At 59.9% G+C, this 14,276-nt stretch carries 14 protein-coding genes and 1 pseudogene; 8 read left to right on the top strand and 7 right to left on the bottom strand.

Annotation, left to right across the window (positions count from 1 at the left end; all coding sequences use genetic code 11):
- Nucleotides 1-8: 8 nt before the first annotated feature.
- Nucleotides 9-971 carry an aldo/keto reductase gene (locus ACZ5TB_RS17340; protein WP_464792884.1) on the bottom strand — a complete coding sequence of 321 codons (963 nt, stop codon included), beginning with the start codon at nucleotides 969-971 and terminating at the stop codon, nucleotides 9-11.
- 70 nt (nucleotides 972-1,041) lie between these two features.
- Nucleotides 1,042-1,347 (bottom strand): hypothetical protein, encoded by a 306-nt coding sequence (locus ACZ5TB_RS17335; protein WP_464792883.1) that lies wholly within the window; start codon nucleotides 1,345-1,347, stop codon nucleotides 1,042-1,044.
- 192 nt (nucleotides 1,348-1,539) lie between these two features.
- On the opposite strand from ACZ5TB_RS17335, the gene ACZ5TB_RS17330 reads away from it, so the two are divergent.
- Nucleotides 1,540-2,610, top strand: a complete 1,071-nt coding sequence (locus ACZ5TB_RS17330) for a hypothetical protein (protein WP_464792882.1) — start codon at nucleotides 1,540-1,542, stop codon at nucleotides 2,608-2,610.
- Between the two features lie 81 nt (nucleotides 2,611-2,691).
- Here the strand turns inward: ACZ5TB_RS17330 and ACZ5TB_RS17325 are convergent, their stop codons facing one another.
- The gene (locus ACZ5TB_RS17325) at nucleotides 2,692-3,396 is read right to left on the bottom strand and encodes a hypothetical protein (protein WP_464792881.1); all 705 of its coding nucleotides are present in this window, start codon (nucleotides 3,394-3,396) and stop codon (nucleotides 2,692-2,694) included.
- Nucleotides 3,397-3,734: 338 nt separating this feature from the next.
- On the opposite strand from ACZ5TB_RS17325, the gene ACZ5TB_RS17320 reads away from it, so the two are divergent.
- Nucleotides 3,735-5,192 carry a hypothetical protein gene (locus ACZ5TB_RS17320; RefSeq protein ID WP_464792880.1) on the top strand — a complete coding sequence of 486 codons (1,458 nt, stop codon included), beginning with the start codon at nucleotides 3,735-3,737 and terminating at the stop codon, nucleotides 5,190-5,192.
- Between the two features lie 196 nt (nucleotides 5,193-5,388).
- Here the strand turns inward: ACZ5TB_RS17320 and ACZ5TB_RS17315 are convergent, their stop codons facing one another.
- The 4 genes from ACZ5TB_RS17315 to ACZ5TB_RS17300 form a co-directional block, all read right to left on the bottom strand.
- Entirely contained in the window at nucleotides 5,389-5,709 is a 321-nt protein-coding gene (locus ACZ5TB_RS17315) for a 2Fe-2S iron-sulfur cluster-binding protein (protein ID WP_464792879.1), read from the bottom strand.
- 10 nt (nucleotides 5,710-5,719) lie between these two features.
- The gene (locus ACZ5TB_RS17310) at nucleotides 5,720-6,904 is read right to left on the bottom strand and encodes a cytochrome P450 (RefSeq protein WP_464792878.1); all 1,185 of its coding nucleotides are present in this window, start codon (nucleotides 6,902-6,904) and stop codon (nucleotides 5,720-5,722) included.
- A 109-nt stretch (nucleotides 6,905-7,013) separates the two neighbouring features.
- The gene (locus ACZ5TB_RS17305; RefSeq protein WP_464780677.1) at nucleotides 7,014-8,126 is read right to left on the bottom strand and encodes a helix-turn-helix transcriptional regulator; all 1,113 of its coding nucleotides are present in this window, start codon (nucleotides 8,124-8,126) and stop codon (nucleotides 7,014-7,016) included.
- A gap of 288 nt (nucleotides 8,127-8,414) precedes the next feature.
- Nucleotides 8,415-9,209 (bottom strand): SDR family NAD(P)-dependent oxidoreductase, encoded by a 795-nt coding sequence (locus ACZ5TB_RS17300; RefSeq protein WP_464780676.1) that lies wholly within the window; start codon nucleotides 9,207-9,209, stop codon nucleotides 8,415-8,417.
- A 113-nt stretch (nucleotides 9,210-9,322) separates the two neighbouring features.
- Here ACZ5TB_RS17300 and ACZ5TB_RS17295 point away from each other — a divergent pair, with 113 nt between their 5' ends.
- The 6 genes and pseudogenes from ACZ5TB_RS17295 to ACZ5TB_RS17270 all read left to right on the top strand — a co-directional run.
- The gene (locus tag ACZ5TB_RS17295; RefSeq protein WP_464780675.1) at nucleotides 9,323-10,039 is read left to right on the top strand and encodes an aspartate/glutamate racemase family protein; all 717 of its coding nucleotides are present in this window, start codon (nucleotides 9,323-9,325) and stop codon (nucleotides 10,037-10,039) included.
- A gap of 82 nt (nucleotides 10,040-10,121) precedes the next feature.
- Entirely contained in the window at nucleotides 10,122-10,289 is a 168-nt protein-coding gene (locus ACZ5TB_RS17290) for a hypothetical protein (protein WP_464780674.1), read from the top strand.
- 345 nt (nucleotides 10,290-10,634) lie between these two features.
- Nucleotides 10,635-11,423, top strand: a complete 789-nt coding sequence (xth, locus tag ACZ5TB_RS17285; protein ID WP_464780673.1) for an exodeoxyribonuclease III — start codon at nucleotides 10,635-10,637, stop codon at nucleotides 11,421-11,423.
- On the top strand, nucleotides 11,420-12,472 hold the full coding sequence (locus ACZ5TB_RS17280; RefSeq protein ID WP_464780672.1) for an ATP-dependent DNA ligase: 1,053 nt from the start codon (nucleotides 11,420-11,422) through the stop codon (nucleotides 12,470-12,472). Before xth ends, ACZ5TB_RS17280 begins: the two co-directional genes overlap by 4 nt.
- Before the next feature lie 142 nt (nucleotides 12,473-12,614).
- Nucleotides 12,615-13,375 (top strand): IS5 family transposase gene (locus ACZ5TB_RS17275; protein WP_464792877.1). Its coding sequence is split into 2 segments (ribosomal slippage): nucleotides 12,615-12,945 and nucleotides 12,945-13,375, totalling 762 coding nucleotides; the frame shifts between segments, so codons are not numbered across the junction.
- Between the two features lie 94 nt (nucleotides 13,376-13,469).
- Nucleotides 13,470-14,126, top strand: a pseudogene (locus ACZ5TB_RS17270) (catalase); the annotation flags it as partial.
- Nucleotides 14,127-14,276 lie beyond the last annotated feature (150 nt).

The following is a 14,276-nucleotide window of genomic DNA, read 5'->3' as shown; positions in this document are numbered from 1 at the left end:
CCAGTGCTTCAGCCGACGCGCAGTTCGGCAAGATCTTCAGGCGACAGCGTGACCGATGCGGCCTTGACGCTTTCGGCGATGCGGGCGGGGCTGGATGCGCCGAAAATGGGAATGGTCTGCTGCGGCTGATTGACCAGATAGGCCAGCACGACGTCGCTGACCGAAACGCCATGACGCTCGGCCACGCGCTTGGCGGCCTCGAACCGCTGCTGGTTGGCGGGGTTGTCGTAAAAGCCCTTGAGGTGATCGGGAACCTGCCCCTTCTCCAGGAAGGAGAAGAAACCACGGCTCTGCGCGCAATAAGGAACAACGGTCAGGTCGCTGCCCTGAAGCGCGCCGCCATAATCCTCGAAATAGAGCTGATAGCCCTGCGCCATCGCCGCTTCCTCGTTCGGCTTGGCCAGACCCCAGAAGGGTTCGACCGCAACAAAGCCAGCATTGCCCTTGGATTGCGCATAGGCATTCGCCTCGAGCACACGGGCTGCGGTCCAGTTGGACGCGCCGAAATAGCGGATCTTGCCCGCCTGCTGCGCCGCGATCAGCGTGTCGATGATGGGGCCGACCGGCGCTTCCGCATTGTCCATGTGCACCCAATAGAGATCGATCGTATCGACGCCCAGATGCTCCAGGCTCTCTGCAAGGTCACTGTTGATGTCGGCGGGCGTGACGCGGTTGCGATAATCGCCGACGCGCAGGTCGAAGAAGCCGCCCTTGGTGGCGATCACGAAGTCGGCGCGGTTGCGCCCCTTCAGCCATGCGCCAATCGCCCGCTCGCTCGCCCCCTTGAGCGCGTCGGGAATCCAGTCGCCATAGGACCGGGCGGTATCGATGAAATTGCCGCCCAGTTCCACAAACTTATCCAGAATGGCGTTGGCTCCCGCCTGATCGATGGCAGTGCCGAGCATGTTCGTGCCGTAGCACAAACGGCTAACGGACAGGTCGGTCTTGGCGAGCTTGACCTTCGACAGCATGATTATTCTCCAATTAGGAACACAGAAAAAAATTGGCCGCAGGTCGAAACACTGGGGCGGCGACGCGCAATCAGCCGAGCGAACGGCTAATCTGGATACGATGGCCATCGGGATCGGCGATCACACGGCCCTTGCTGTTCTTGTAATAGTTCTTGGAGCGCGGATGCCTCCATATCATCTGCTGCATCTGCGCCTGCACGCGTTCGTTGAAGTCATCACGGGCGACTTCTGTCGCCGCGCCGACAGGCTCGCCCATGCCGACGCTCATGATCTTGCGTGGCAGATCAGGCGACGGCTCGCCGCGCGCCGGGACGCGCGTAACGAGCAGCGCGCGGGCCGGTAGGCATCTTCGGCAAGCGGCAATGAAGGCCGCCAACTGGCTGCGGCAGAAACTTTGATCGGGCTCGTCACCGGCATTGCTCTCACTCGTCCCTCATGCCTGCCCTCCAGAAAGGCAGCGCGAAAACCTTTATAACGACGAATTATCGAGATATTGTCGAAAAAGCAATGACACTTGCGACAACGATGGATTAAAGAACGTCAGTTTAGCTGGAGAGGAACCCCAAGAATGCCGACAGCATCGGATTATGTGATCCGCCCCGTCGCGGAACCCCGCCTGATCGATAATGTATATTCGGACGATCAATATGCTCGCCTGATGAAGTTGATCCGCGAGCAGGGTCCGTGGAATATGATCCTGGCCCTCCATTTCAAGAGCCCGGAAGAAGTGGTCGCGACCACGTCTGGCGCCGTACCTGAAGGCGTGGAACTGACCTGGGACATGTTCCTGTCACCCTACTTCCGCGGCTATCTCGCAAAGGCCGGCGTCAGCCTGTATCCAGAGATGGACGACCTGTTTTACAATCCGAAGCATCTGGCGCAGATCCGCTCCTACTGGAACGCGCAATATGCGATCCCGGACAATATGAACTTCGTCATGCAGGGTCCGGCCGAGTCCTCCGATCCTGGGCATCTGGACGCCGCCGCATTCCGTGGCATTTCGCAGAACGACACGCCGATCTGGCTAATGAACACGATGGCGAAGTCCGGCCTGTTCCAGAAATGGTCGCTCAAGAAGGGGCAGGTCGTCGCGTGGTTCTATCCCGGCTCTATCGGCGGCGGCTTCACTTACTGGCCCGAAGGCCCGCAGGCCGCGCCCAAGCGGATCGCACAACCGATGTGGAACCAGGCCGTCGTCGCGCAGAACGAGATGATGTTCCACCGTGGCGAATCCTGCGGTCCACTCGACAGGCGCCGTCCGCAGGGCCTCAGCATCGACTCGATGCTGTATCCGGACCCGGACGCCGAAAACGCCTGGCTGATCAAGACAGGCGACACGGTGATCCAGAAAGTCCCCGCGAGCGAATCGCGTCTGATGGTCCACTGGGGCGGCAACGTCTTCCAGGATATGGACGAGATGAAGATGGTGCTGGAACATAAGGACGATCTGACCCAAGATCAGGTGTTCGACATGTTCATCAAGGATTTGCGGGCGAAAGGACTTCAGTTCGAGACCCCGTCTGAACCGCTTCACGACAAGGCTTTCATCAGCATGCTGACGCGTACCTATGACGTTGGTATGCCGCGTATGTATCCCGCCGAAGCGCCCCGTCCGCATCAGGATCGCCTCGCGGCTTGAACATAAGCAGGCCAGAGACAGACGATGGAAGGGCGGTCATTTGATCGCCCTTCCTCTTTTTTGCGCCTGACCCTTCTCGCCTCAGTCGCCAGCCGCAGCGAATATGTCCTCGATCAGTCTGCTGTCGATCGTCTCGCCACGATCGGCAGCCACTCTTTCGAGAAATTGCACGATGCTGCGCTGCCAGACTGGCACGCGTGCGGCGAAGATAGCTTTTTCGCTTGCAAGAAGGGGGACCTCGCCCGCCCGGGTATCCAGCACCTTGAGCGCGGCCTGTTCAAAAGGATGCCCCACCTGCTCAAGCGCCCTGATCTGTAACAGGATGACCGCTGCGCCAATGACAATCTCACCCATCTGACGATGGACCATGAGAGCCTCGGCCACCGTGAATCCGGAAGCGGTCATTTTTTCGAGCCACGCCTCGGTGCGGTCAATTTCCACTTCCGCGCCCAGGCCGCCGGTCAGGAAATGGGCCAGAAGCTTGCCGGGGCCTGTCAGCGTCTTGTGCAACGCGACCGCAGCCTCCGTGACAAAGGCGAACCAGGGCTGCCCTGTGTCCGTAGCCTGAACGTCTTCCTGCACCAGTTGAGCCGCCACGAGGCGAACGAGATCGTCGCGGGTCGCGATATAGCCATAAAGAACCGTTCCATTGACCCCCAGCCGCTTTGCAACCGCGGTCATGGTCAGATTTTCCAGGCCTATCTCCTTCGCGACCTGCACAATCTGGGAGAGGGTCAGGCGTCGGGGCCGACCCAGCGGTCTATTGGCGCGAGCTTTGTGGTCCACCTTCATACCCCTGCGATGTCAGCAAACGACGAGCACTTCAAGACAGGGAAACATCAACATTTTCGAGACTATGTCGAAAAACGTTGATAAGTGGATCGCTATTGTCATAAATGCTGGCAAAATCCGGCGAAGAGATTGGGGCTGCCAATCCCGCCATCTTCGTCGTGCTTGGAGAGTGTGCAGTAACATGAAATCCGTTGAAAATCCCGGCGTGAGCGCGCGACCCCATGCACAACAAGGCCAGCGTTACAGATTGACATGCTCGACCGGCGTGACCGCAACAGCCTCACGCCTGTCCGACATCTCTCACCAGCTGCCATCAGGAACATCTGTGCTCGTTGCCGAGGTTTGTCACGGCGATGGGCGTGCCAGGATCAGCAGTCCCGCTGGGTGGCTCGACAGCGATCTGCTGGAACCCATCGGCCCTGCCCGCCCTCGCAAGCGCGCATTCGAGCAATTTCGTCAGAACCATCTGGAAATCGCCCCCCGGCGATCAGCACGGGCTGGATTTCCCGATATCTCTCGACATGGTTTGGGAGTTCGGCCCCGAGTTCCTAACGAAGGCTTTTCGATCGGCGGGCACAATCTCGCCCGACAATGCTGTCACGCAGATCGTCTCCATCCAGCCGCTGAACGTTCCGGGCGCTTCGGAAAATGCCATCCTCACGGTCTCCTATGCAAAGGCGGAACCCGGCATCGAGAACGATCTGTTCATCAAATTCCCGCCTAAGGATGTCGAGTTCAAATATAGCCTCGCGCATATGGCGCACGGCGAAGTGACAATGCTGCAATTTGCGCGCGATCGTAACTTGCCCGTCCGCGTCCCCTATCTCTACTTTGGCGATTATTCCTCGCTGACCAACAATTACATACTCATCACCGAACGCCTGCGGTTCGGCGAAGGCGCCATCGAACCTGCTTATCGCAAGGGCTTCGACCATGAGGTGCCGCATATCGAGGAGCATTACCGCACCCTGGCAAAGGCGATGGCGAGCCTCACCGCCGCTCACAAAACCGGGGCGCTTGGGAATGATCTCGAAAGCGTCTTTCCCTTCAAGGGAGCGGCACGCGATTACAGCTTCCTTGAGGACCCCACCCCCAAGATCGATCGCCTGATCAACTTTATCGGCCGCATCGCTCCGCAACTATTTGCCGCCGAGGCGTCGAACCCTGCCTTCCTGAAAACCTTTCGCGAAGACCTGCTGTACGGTTTCGCGCACAAGGACGCCGTGTTGGCTTACCTGCACGAAAAGGTTGATTATACGGGGATGTGCCATCCCAATCTGAACATCGACAATGCGTGGTTCTGGCGCGATGCCGATGGTACGTTGCAGGCCGGATTATTCGATTGGGCAGGCGCCGGGCAGATGAGCATCGCGCAAGCCATGAGCGGCATGTTGATGATGCAGATTCCAGAAAAGCACATCGACGTCGTGGCCGATGCCCACAGGACATATATTGATGAATATCATCGCCTCGGCGGTCCTCGACTTGATTATGATGAGCTTCATTTCCAGTACAAGGCGTCGCTGTTCTCCACGGCCCTCTATGTCATTGTCGCATGGGTGTCCGACTACTTCTTTGAACGGCTGACGGAAGAAGAGTATCGCGGCATTGCCAATCGCTTTGACGATCGGATCGTCCAAAATGGCCTATATCAGGGCACGGTGTGGATCGATTGCATGCTGCGCGAATGGCTCCAGCCGGTCACGCCGGGCGACGTTTGCCGTAGCATCGTAACACGGAAAGCAAAGGGAACGGGTGTCGACGGGAAAGAGGCGATAACGCCAGCTTAAAAAAGGCGCGGCCCAGTAGGGTCGTTCGCCATGGAGTATATCCCAACCCTTCTTTCGCAAAAATTTCCCAATGGCGGAGGCTCAGGTCGCCGAATGGCCCTTCCCTTCGCCGATGGAGGTTTCCGTCTTCGCCTTACCGGCTATCGTGGACATCGCGCACGGGATAACTGACGTCCGCAGCTTTATGCAGACGGGATCAAGTCTGCGATTCAGGAACACGAATGGTAATGCCGTCCATTTCCTGATTTAGAATCAACTGGCAAGTCAGGCGGCTGTTCGGCCGCACGTCGATACAGCCCTCCAGCATCTCCTTTTCCAGTTCAGAGGGCGGCGGCAAGCGGGACCCCCAATCTTCCGTGACATAGCCATGACAGGTCGCGCAGGCGAGCGCTCCGCCGCATTCACCAACGATACCGGGGATGTAGTGATGTGTAGCGCACCGCATCACGCTTTCGCCGGGTTCAGCGGCGACCAGATGTTCGTTTCCCTGCGGATCGACAAACTTGATCTTCATCATTCTTCCCCTTTCATGCCGCGCCGTAGGGTTGAACCCACAATTCCCTGGGACCCCGAAGCACCGCGCTTACAAATTCGACATCCTTGCCGGGAGACAAGCGAATGTCGGGAAAGCGCTCAAGGACGACCCGCAGCGCCACCTCCAGTTCGCGCCGGGCGAGATGCATGCCCACGCAGAAATGCCTGCCCCGCCCAAAGCTGATCAGTTCGCGATTGTCACGGAACGGATCGAACCGGCGCGGGTCCTTGAATATTTTTGGGTCGCTATTGGCCGCCGTGATGCCGAACAAAATCCAATCGCCCTTGCTGATCTGCGCGCCGCTGAGTTCCACGTCTGCGGACGCCATGCGCGGCAACAGGGCCGTTGGCGGCTGCCAGCGCAGTCCTTCCGTCACAATTGCCGCGCGCTCCGCTTCGCCCTTCAAGGCAAGGCTACGCAGACTGGGGTCTGCGAGGACGCAGGCGAACAGGCTTCCTCCCGCTTTATAGGTGGTGTCTGACCCAGCCGGGAAAAGTAAGCGGAAGAGGGACAGGATACGCTCATTGTCGAGCTTTTCCCCCTGAAATTCAGCCGCGATAAGCATCGATACGAAGTCATCTCCGGGCTGCCGCCGACGCTCCTCAATGATCGCCTCCATATAGGCGTCGAAGCCCGCCTTGGCTTCCATCGAACCTTGCGGATCCCAGGGATAATCGATCAGCTTGACGGCCCACCGCAAAAGCAGGCTTTCGTCACTGACGGGAATGCTCAACAGCCGGGTGATGACCGAAAAGGGGAACAGCCGCGTGAATGACTCCACGAATTCGACCTCTCGCTGCCCTTCGATGCGGTCGAGCAGTTCGTGCGCTACAGGCTCGATCAGGCTTTCGACATAGCTACGGGTACGCGCGGGGAGAAAGGAAGGGGCGACCATTGCGCGGGTCACGCGATGCTCCTCCCCCGTCAGCGCCAGCAAATTGCGGCCCATGGGAATTTCGGTCATGGCGAGATACCCGTCGCTGGGATCGAAATGCACCTCGTCGGTGAACGCGCGATTCAGTTCGGCGTGGTCCAATATGAGCCAGGTCGGCGCGCCATGGTTCTTGACGGAAACCACAGCCCCATAGGCCCGTAGCTCTTCGAGGATGTCGTGCAGGTTCGGAAGCTCATCATAGGCGAAGTCGATGTGCGGCATCAGGGGCGCAGGGGCAGGCATCCATTCTCTCCATCCGAAACGGCCATGTCGTTCCGTCCGGAGTGCCCTAAAGCGCTATACGCCGCCATTCTGCCTCCAAATGGAGACAGTTCACAACAAGCCCCTAAGTTCAGACAAGGCTGGCAAGACTGCTGAGCAGCAGACGGACAAGTTCTGTCTGCCGCGTTGTCCCCGTTTTCGTGAGCGCGCGCTTGCAGTAAGTACGGGCCGTCGTGACGGTCACGCCAAGGAGGGATGCGGCTTCACCGATGCTGTGGCCATTGGTGAGCAATATCGCGAGCCGCGCCTCTGCTTTGCTGAGGCCAAAGTGGTCAGACACGTAATCGACTGCCGTCGCTGGCAGGGATTGGGCGTCGCGTTTCAGATAAACGACAAAGGCGATTTCGGAGCCGCTTTTCTGCCCGGCCAACCCTTCGGCAGAACGGATGATCAGGCTGACCGAAGACAAGCCGTCCTGTCCGGCAATAGCGTGCGCGGCGGGTGTTGGCGCGCTTCCAAGCTGCCGCAGGGCGTTGACGAACTCCTGTTGCGCCGAACCCGACAGACAAAGCCTGCGGCCGAGGCGACGGACCGAAGACTGCCCGGCGAGAATAGCTTCCGCCTCGGCATTGATCTCCAGGATTTCCCCTTGATGATCGAGCATCACAATGCCCACAGCCAGCGCCGACACGCCATGGGCGTAGATCGCCGACTGATCCTCCAGCTGGCGCAATCGCCGCTGCATCAGAACCGCGCGCGAAAGATGTGGAAGAAACTGACGAACCGACGCCATTTCGGGCGCCGAGAATGGCCCGGTGGCGCCGCCGCGGGAGCCGTTTAGCCAGACATCCGTGCCGCCATATCGCCCGACAAAGGCGAAATAAGCATGTTCGATGTCGAGTGGGCGGCACAGCTCGCGATAATAGTCCGACGCCCTGAAGGTCTGCCGGTCTATCAACGCCTCCAGCTGACGCACCTCTCCACCGGGGATGCCGCCATAGTAGACCGGATCTTTCCATTGATAGATCCGCCGATAGGCCTCGGTAGGCCTATCAGGATCGCGGTCGTTCTCCGGGCAGGCCGAATCTGTGTATATCGCGCTGCAACCCCCGCCATTGATCGGCGTGAACTTCAGCATCAACCGATGAGCCCCGGTTAGACGGCGCAGCTTCGGCAGAGCGGCCGCCCAGGGCCGATCGGCCAAAGGGCCATCATAGATCGCGCTGATCAGGTCGTCGTGCATGCCCTTATCCTTGGATCGCCGCTTCAGGCCAAGAACGCCCTTATATGCCGATGCCAAGTCCCGGGGAATTGCTTTGCTTATCTAATGTCGCGCTTGGCTTATCCAATGAGCGAGAGGGACGGGCCAAGAGCCGCCAGCCAGACGACAGGAGGGCCAGGCGTGAAAGCGCGGAGCGGTCACCCGTGCGCGCAAGCATCAAGGGGTGAGCAAACGCCGACGCATCGGTCGGCGTCTGGCGAACAAATCCTGAGCATAATGCCGCTCGGGCACTGAGCGGGGCGGCTCAAATTACCAGCCGGTGAAAGCGGTCAATCCACCATCGACGACGAGCTCGGTGCCCGTGATGTAGCGCGCCTCATCGGAGCATAGGAAAAGCACTGCGTTCGCGATGTCCCAGGCGTCCCCCATGCGGCCCATCGGCACCTGTGCATTGCGCTTCGCCACCATACTCTCATAGTCACCGCCGTTATAGCGTTCAGCGAGCCGCTTTACGAGCGGGGTGAGCATCAGTCCGGGCGTGACACAGTTCAAGCGCACGCCCTGGGCAGCAAAGGCGACCGCCGTCACCTTGGTGAACTGAACGAGGCCCGCCTTGGCTGCGGCATAGCCGACCTGATCCTTGCCCACCCAGCGCAGTCCAGCGACCGAGGAAATGTTGACAATGGAGCCGCCGACCTCCGTCATCGCGGGAATCGCTGCCTTGGATGTCAGAAACGCACTGGTCAGGTTAAGGTCAAGCTGTGCCTTCCAAACATCCTCGTCCATCGTCACGGGATTGCCCGGCTCCGACCGACCGACATTGTTTATCAAGATATCGAGCCGACCGAACCGCGCAACACAATCGGCAATGATCGCGTCAACATCGGCTTTGCGCGTGACGTCACACACAGCGACATGCATCGTGCCGCCTTCGCCCTCCACAATGGCTCGCGTCTCTTCCGCCGCCTCAAGCGTCAGATCGACGCCATAGATCGTCGCCCCCTGCCGGGCGAGCAGAGCGGCGATCGCCTTACCATTGCCCCATCCGGGCGCAAAGGATCCGCATCCCGTCACGATGGCTACACGCCCGTCGAGTCTCAGCATGTCATCCTCACCAAAAGTCGCCGGGGTAAAGAGACGTTGATTATACCTGTGTCAATCAGCACCGTTGCCAATCAACCCGTCAACGGCGTAGGGCGGCTGAAAATAAAGGAGCCATGGTGAATACAGGATCGCGTATCATTCTGATCAGCGCACTGGCGCAGTCGCCTGGTCCCGCTATGGCAGCGATGCGGGAAGAATGGCCGGATGCGACGGCAACAAACCTCATCGACGATTCCCTCGCCAGTGATTTTGCCGCAATAGGATCGATAACTCCGGATATTTACGACCGCTTCCTGACGCTCGGCCGCTACGCCGCCGCCTCGCATAACGGCACGGTACGCACGGCGGGGCTGCTGTTCACCTGCTCCGCCTTTCGGCCAGCTATCGAAAGGGTCAAGGCCGACCTGTCCATTCCCGTCGTCACGCCCAATGAGGGCGCATTCGACGAAGCGCTGGCGCTCTGCCGGGGACGGGAAGAAGGCGGACGCATCGGTCTGCTGCTTACTTTTCAGGGATCGGTGGCGCCGCTGACCGGCGAAATTCATGCGATGGCGGACGCTCTTGGCCAGGCGCGTCCCCAGATCGTCCCGTCGGTCGCGGAGGGTGCGCTGGAGGCGCTTCAGGCGGGCGACAGCGATCTGCACGACCGGCTGAGCGTGGCCGCCGCCGAGGCTTTACCGTCCGTCGATGTGGTCGTGATCGGGCAGTTCTCAATGGCCCGCGCTGCCCCGCTTATAACGGCATGCCGCCGCGAGCCGGTGCTGACCACGCCCCATATGGCCGCGCGCAAGCTGAAGCGCCTAGTGGAGGCGGCGTCCATATCTTCATGATCCCCAACAACGGCGGGGGTTCAGATGCGAAGAATTTTGATAGCTCGACGCCCGCGCTTCAAGGGGTTTCGACCGTCTGTCCGTGCCGCTTTCAAATCACTCCATCTATCATCTGTCTGGCGAAGCGCGGCATGAGTGGGAGCATAGCATCGTGGGCATGGAGAGGTGCCGCTGGTCGATCACCTTCCGCTCGCTTTCGGCCAAGGGCATCCTGATGGGACGTGCCGGTTCAGCCGACGTTCCCGCCTGACCCTTGTTCCAACCAAATCCGCGCCCATATCCCTATTATCGTCAACAACGGAAAGGAGGTGGTCTGATGTCTCATTGTCACATGCCGGTCATGGCAGAAACGAAGAGTCTGACCGCCGCTGCGGGGGTCCGCCTCTTCTGAGCGCGTCCAATCGGCTGACAATGGAAAGGCCGTCCGGGATCAACCGGGCGGCCTTTTACCTTGGCGGCGTCTGAAAGCCTTCAGTCGCTTGTGATCGCCAACCTCTCGAGCGCAATTCGTCTGATCCGTCTTCGCTTTAGCCTGAGGCTTGTTCCCGCCGCCATCGAACCAATTGAGCCGCAGAACGTCTAACTGCTCAGAGCCATGAAAATCGCGACCTATAATGTGAACGGCGTCAACGGGCGTCTCCCGCTACTGTTGCGATGGCTCGAACAGGCCGCGCCTGACATCCTGTGCCTGCAGGAATTGAAGGCGCCGCAGGAGAATTTCCCGGAGCAGGCAATCCGGAACGCGGGATATGACGCGGTATGGCACGGGCAAAGCCGATGGAATGGTGTCGCGATCTTGAGCCGGGTCGGGACCATTCATGAAACCCGGCGCGGCTTGCCCGGCGATCCTGAAGATGCGCAAAGCCGCTATATCGAAGCGGCTGTGAACGGCGTCCTTATCGCCTGCCTATACCTTCCAAACGGCAACCCCCGTCCCGGCACCAAATTCGACTTCAAACTTCGATGGTTCGAGCGGCTACACACGCATTTGGCCTCGCTGATCGAACTCGATGCCCCGGTGATCGTGACAGGCGATTATAATGTGATGCCGACCGATCTCGACGTCTATGCTCCCGATCGCTGGCGCGATGACGCGTTGTTCGCGCCCGAAGTCCGCGCCGCCTATCAGCGCCTGCTCGATCAGGGATGGAGTGACGCGATCCGGCAACTGCATCCGGACGAGGTCATCTACAGCTTCTGGAAATATTGGCGTGGCGCATTTGAACGCAATGCCGGGCTACGGATCGATCATGCGCTGCTAAACCCGGTAGCCGCTCGCAAGCTGGTCGCTGCCGAAGTCGATACCCGGCCCCGCGCATGGGAAAAGACAAGCGATCATGCGCCGGTCGTGATCACGCTGGATATCGGGCAGGGGGAGACATGACCCGGCCAACTGCTACCTCAGACGAAGATCAGCCGATCCTCCTTCCATTGCCGATGGAAGCGCGTCTGGTTGCCGAACTGCCCGTGCCGCCCGGCTGGCAATATGAACCCAAATGGGATGGTTTTCGCGCTGTGGTCGGCCGTGATGGAACGCGCGCCGCCATACGCTCCAAGTCCGGAAAGTCGTTGGCCCGGTTCTTCCCGGAAATTGTTGAAGCTCTGCTGGCGACGGCTGAGCGCCGCTATATTCTCGACGGCGAGTTGATCCTCCCTCTGAATGGCACGCTTTCCTTCGATGCGCTTCAGCAGCGGCTGCATCCAGCGGAAAGCAGGATTCAGCGTTTGTCACGAGAGACCCCGGCGCAGCTCATGCTCTTCGACTGTCTGGCGCTAGGCAACAGCGAACTTATGGATGCGCCTTTGCAGGATCGCCGCACTGCCTTGGTGCGCTTTCACGCCAGGAATGGGACAGGGATGCTGCGGCTGTCGCCAGCGAGCGACCGGATAGAGGATGCGACGCGCTGGCTAGAACGGAGCGGCGGTGCGCTGGACGGGATCATCGCCAAACCGCTCGACCTGCCCTATCGCTCCGGCGAGCGCGCTATGATGAAGATGAAGAACTACCGGAGTGCTGACTGCGTCGTCGGCGGCTTTCGTCGAACTAGGGACGGGCAAGGCGCTGCTTCATTGCTGCTGGGGCTTTATGATGAGACAGGCGCGCTGCACCATGTCGGTTTCACCTCCAGCTTCAAGGCCAGCGAGCGTTCGCTTCTTTTGCAGCAGCTCGAACCGTTCGCAGGCGGGCCGGGCTTCACGGGCAAGGCACCGGGTGGACCCAGCCGCTGGAACCGGGGCGAGGAAAGCGCATGGGAACCGCTGCGTCCGGAATTGGTAGTGGAAGTGAATTATGATCAAGTGACCGCAGGCCGCTTCCGCCACGGCACGCGCTTTCTGCGCTGGCGTCCGGACAAAGCTGCGGATCAATGCTCATGCGATCAGTTGCAAGCAGAGCTGCGGCCTGCCGAGGTCGATCAGCTGTTGAAAGGCTGACTCACGCGCTGCTGCGCCCGCAGCGCTATGCTGCCATCCTGCCCAGCGAAGAACTATGCCCGCTACTAGGTCGTAAACTCATAAAATGGCTTGAGGATTGGCCATTTGCATGATTCAAGAGCCTCCAGATTTGGAGGGTTTGATGGCACGGCGGCGGTATGAACTGACAGATCGGGAATGGGCGATTATCGAGCCCTTGCTTCCCAACAAGTCGCGCGGCGTGGCCCGGGTGGATGACCGTCGAGTTATCAACGGGATCATGTGGCGCTTTCGCTCGGGAGCGACGTGGGCCGAAGTGCCCGAGCGCTATGGGCCTTCGACAACCTGCTACAATCGGTTCGTCCGCTGGCGCAAAGCCGGGGTGTGGGACCGGCTGCTGGCAGCGGTTTCTGCCGGATATAATGGCGAACTGGTGATGATCGATTCCACCTGCATGCGCGTCCACCAGAATGGTGCGACGGGCAAAAAGGGGGAGGCTGCGATCGTGGCATGGGACGTTCCCGGGGCGGCCTTACCAGCAAACTCCATGCTCTTGTCGATGCTGACGGACGCCCTGTCAGCCTGAGACTGACAGGCGGGCAGGTCCACGACGCCTGTGAAGCCGAGGCGCTGATCGAGGCCATCCCCGAAGGCGCAACCCTGCTGGGCGACAAGGGATATGACAGCAATGCCATCCGTGAGGCCGCTGCCGCCAGGAACGTTTGGGCCAACATTCCCAATCGATCCAACCGCACGCAACGCTTCGCTTTCTCGCCATGGCTCTACAAACAGCGAAACCTCGTCGAGCGCTTCTTCAATCGCATCAAACAGTACCGCGGCATCGCGACCCGCTACGACAAAGACCCGGCCAACTTCCTCGCCGCCATCAAGCTCATCTGCGTTCGCCTCTGGTGCAACGCGTAATGAGTCTACGCGCTAGTAGAACCGGACGGTCAGATGCCCGGGATCGCGCAACTCAACTCACGAAATCAGCCACTCTTCTGACTAGGTGTTTGGTCCCGACATTCGGTCGAGGACGGTGTCGCACCTGCTCAATATCGACGAGACACTGGCGGTGAAGGTGGCCGATGGCCTTGGCCTGCCTCTGCCCGATCCGGCCGTGGCCGCGCGCAAGCCTATCACGGACCTGCCGCCCTCCGACAAGCTCAGCATCGTCAAAAATGGTCCGAAGAGTTTTCGCGGTCGAAAGCTGGGCGTCCTGCTGAGCGACGGAGCGGACGCAAAATTGCTCAAGGCGCTGATCGATGCAGTGGAGGCAGAAGGCGCCATCTTCGAGATCATCGCCCCGAAGATTGGCGGGGTAACCCTGTCCGATGGGACGCGGATAGCTGACAAGCACAAAATTGACGGTGGGCCGTCGGTGCTGTTCGATGCCGTCGCCATCATCGTGTCCGCTGAGGGGGCAGCGCTGCTGTCGCTCGACGCGGCAGCCAAGGATTTCGTCACCGACGCTTTTGCCCATTGCAAATTCATCGGGATCAGTGCTGAGGCAGAGGCGATTTTCGCTAAGGCGGGTATAGCCGACGATCTGGACGAGGCTTGCCTGCCGATCGGCACTGCCGACGACGCCCGCACCTTCATCGCGGCGTGCCGCACGCTTCGCCTCTGGCGACGTGAACTGAAGGTGGACCTTGACGCCCACCCTCAAGCATAAAGCACCGCGGCGCAGTCTTAGGGCTTGATGAAAATGTTGAATCGGGATGGGGACCCACGTGAGCAGGTGAACCGACCCTTTGTCGCCGTTCAAAGGTAGAACGCAGCGCCCTAACAGCGGCCCCTCCCCTCACCGGATTTTGCATGATCA

It is taken from the genome of Sphingobium sp. TomTYG74, assembly GCF_055393875.1.
The sequence above is the reverse complement of the archived record's forward strand: the minus strand, read 5'-3'. Positions and strand labels throughout refer to the sequence as shown.

Coding starts and splice junctions, on each gene's coding strand:
- ACZ5TB_RS17340 (WP_464792884.1), bottom strand. CDS start 971: ATGCTGTCGAAGGTCAAGCTCGCCAAGACCGACCTGTCCGTTAGCCGT.
- ACZ5TB_RS17330 (WP_464792882.1), top strand. CDS start 1,540: ATGCCGACAGCATCGGATTATGTGATCCGCCCCGTCGCGGAACCCCGC.
- ACZ5TB_RS17315 (WP_464792879.1), bottom strand. CDS start 5,709: ATGATGAAGATCAAGTTTGTCGATCCGCAGGGAAACGAACATCTGGTC.
- ACZ5TB_RS17310 (WP_464792878.1), bottom strand. CDS start 6,904: ATGCCTGCCCCTGCGCCCCTGATGCCGCACATCGACTTCGCCTATGAT.
- ACZ5TB_RS17305 (WP_464780677.1), bottom strand. CDS start 8,126: ATGCACGACGACCTGATCAGCGCGATCTATGATGGCCCTTTGGCCGAT.
- ACZ5TB_RS17300 (WP_464780676.1), bottom strand. CDS start 9,209: ATGCTGAGACTCGACGGGCGTGTAGCCATCGTGACGGGATGCGGATCC.
- ACZ5TB_RS17295 (WP_464780675.1), top strand. CDS start 9,323: ATGGTGAATACAGGATCGCGTATCATTCTGATCAGCGCACTGGCGCAG.
- xth (WP_464780673.1), top strand. CDS start 10,635: ATGAAAATCGCGACCTATAATGTGAACGGCGTCAACGGGCGTCTCCCG.
- ACZ5TB_RS17280 (WP_464780672.1), top strand. CDS start 11,420: ATGACCCGGCCAACTGCTACCTCAGACGAAGATCAGCCGATCCTCCTT.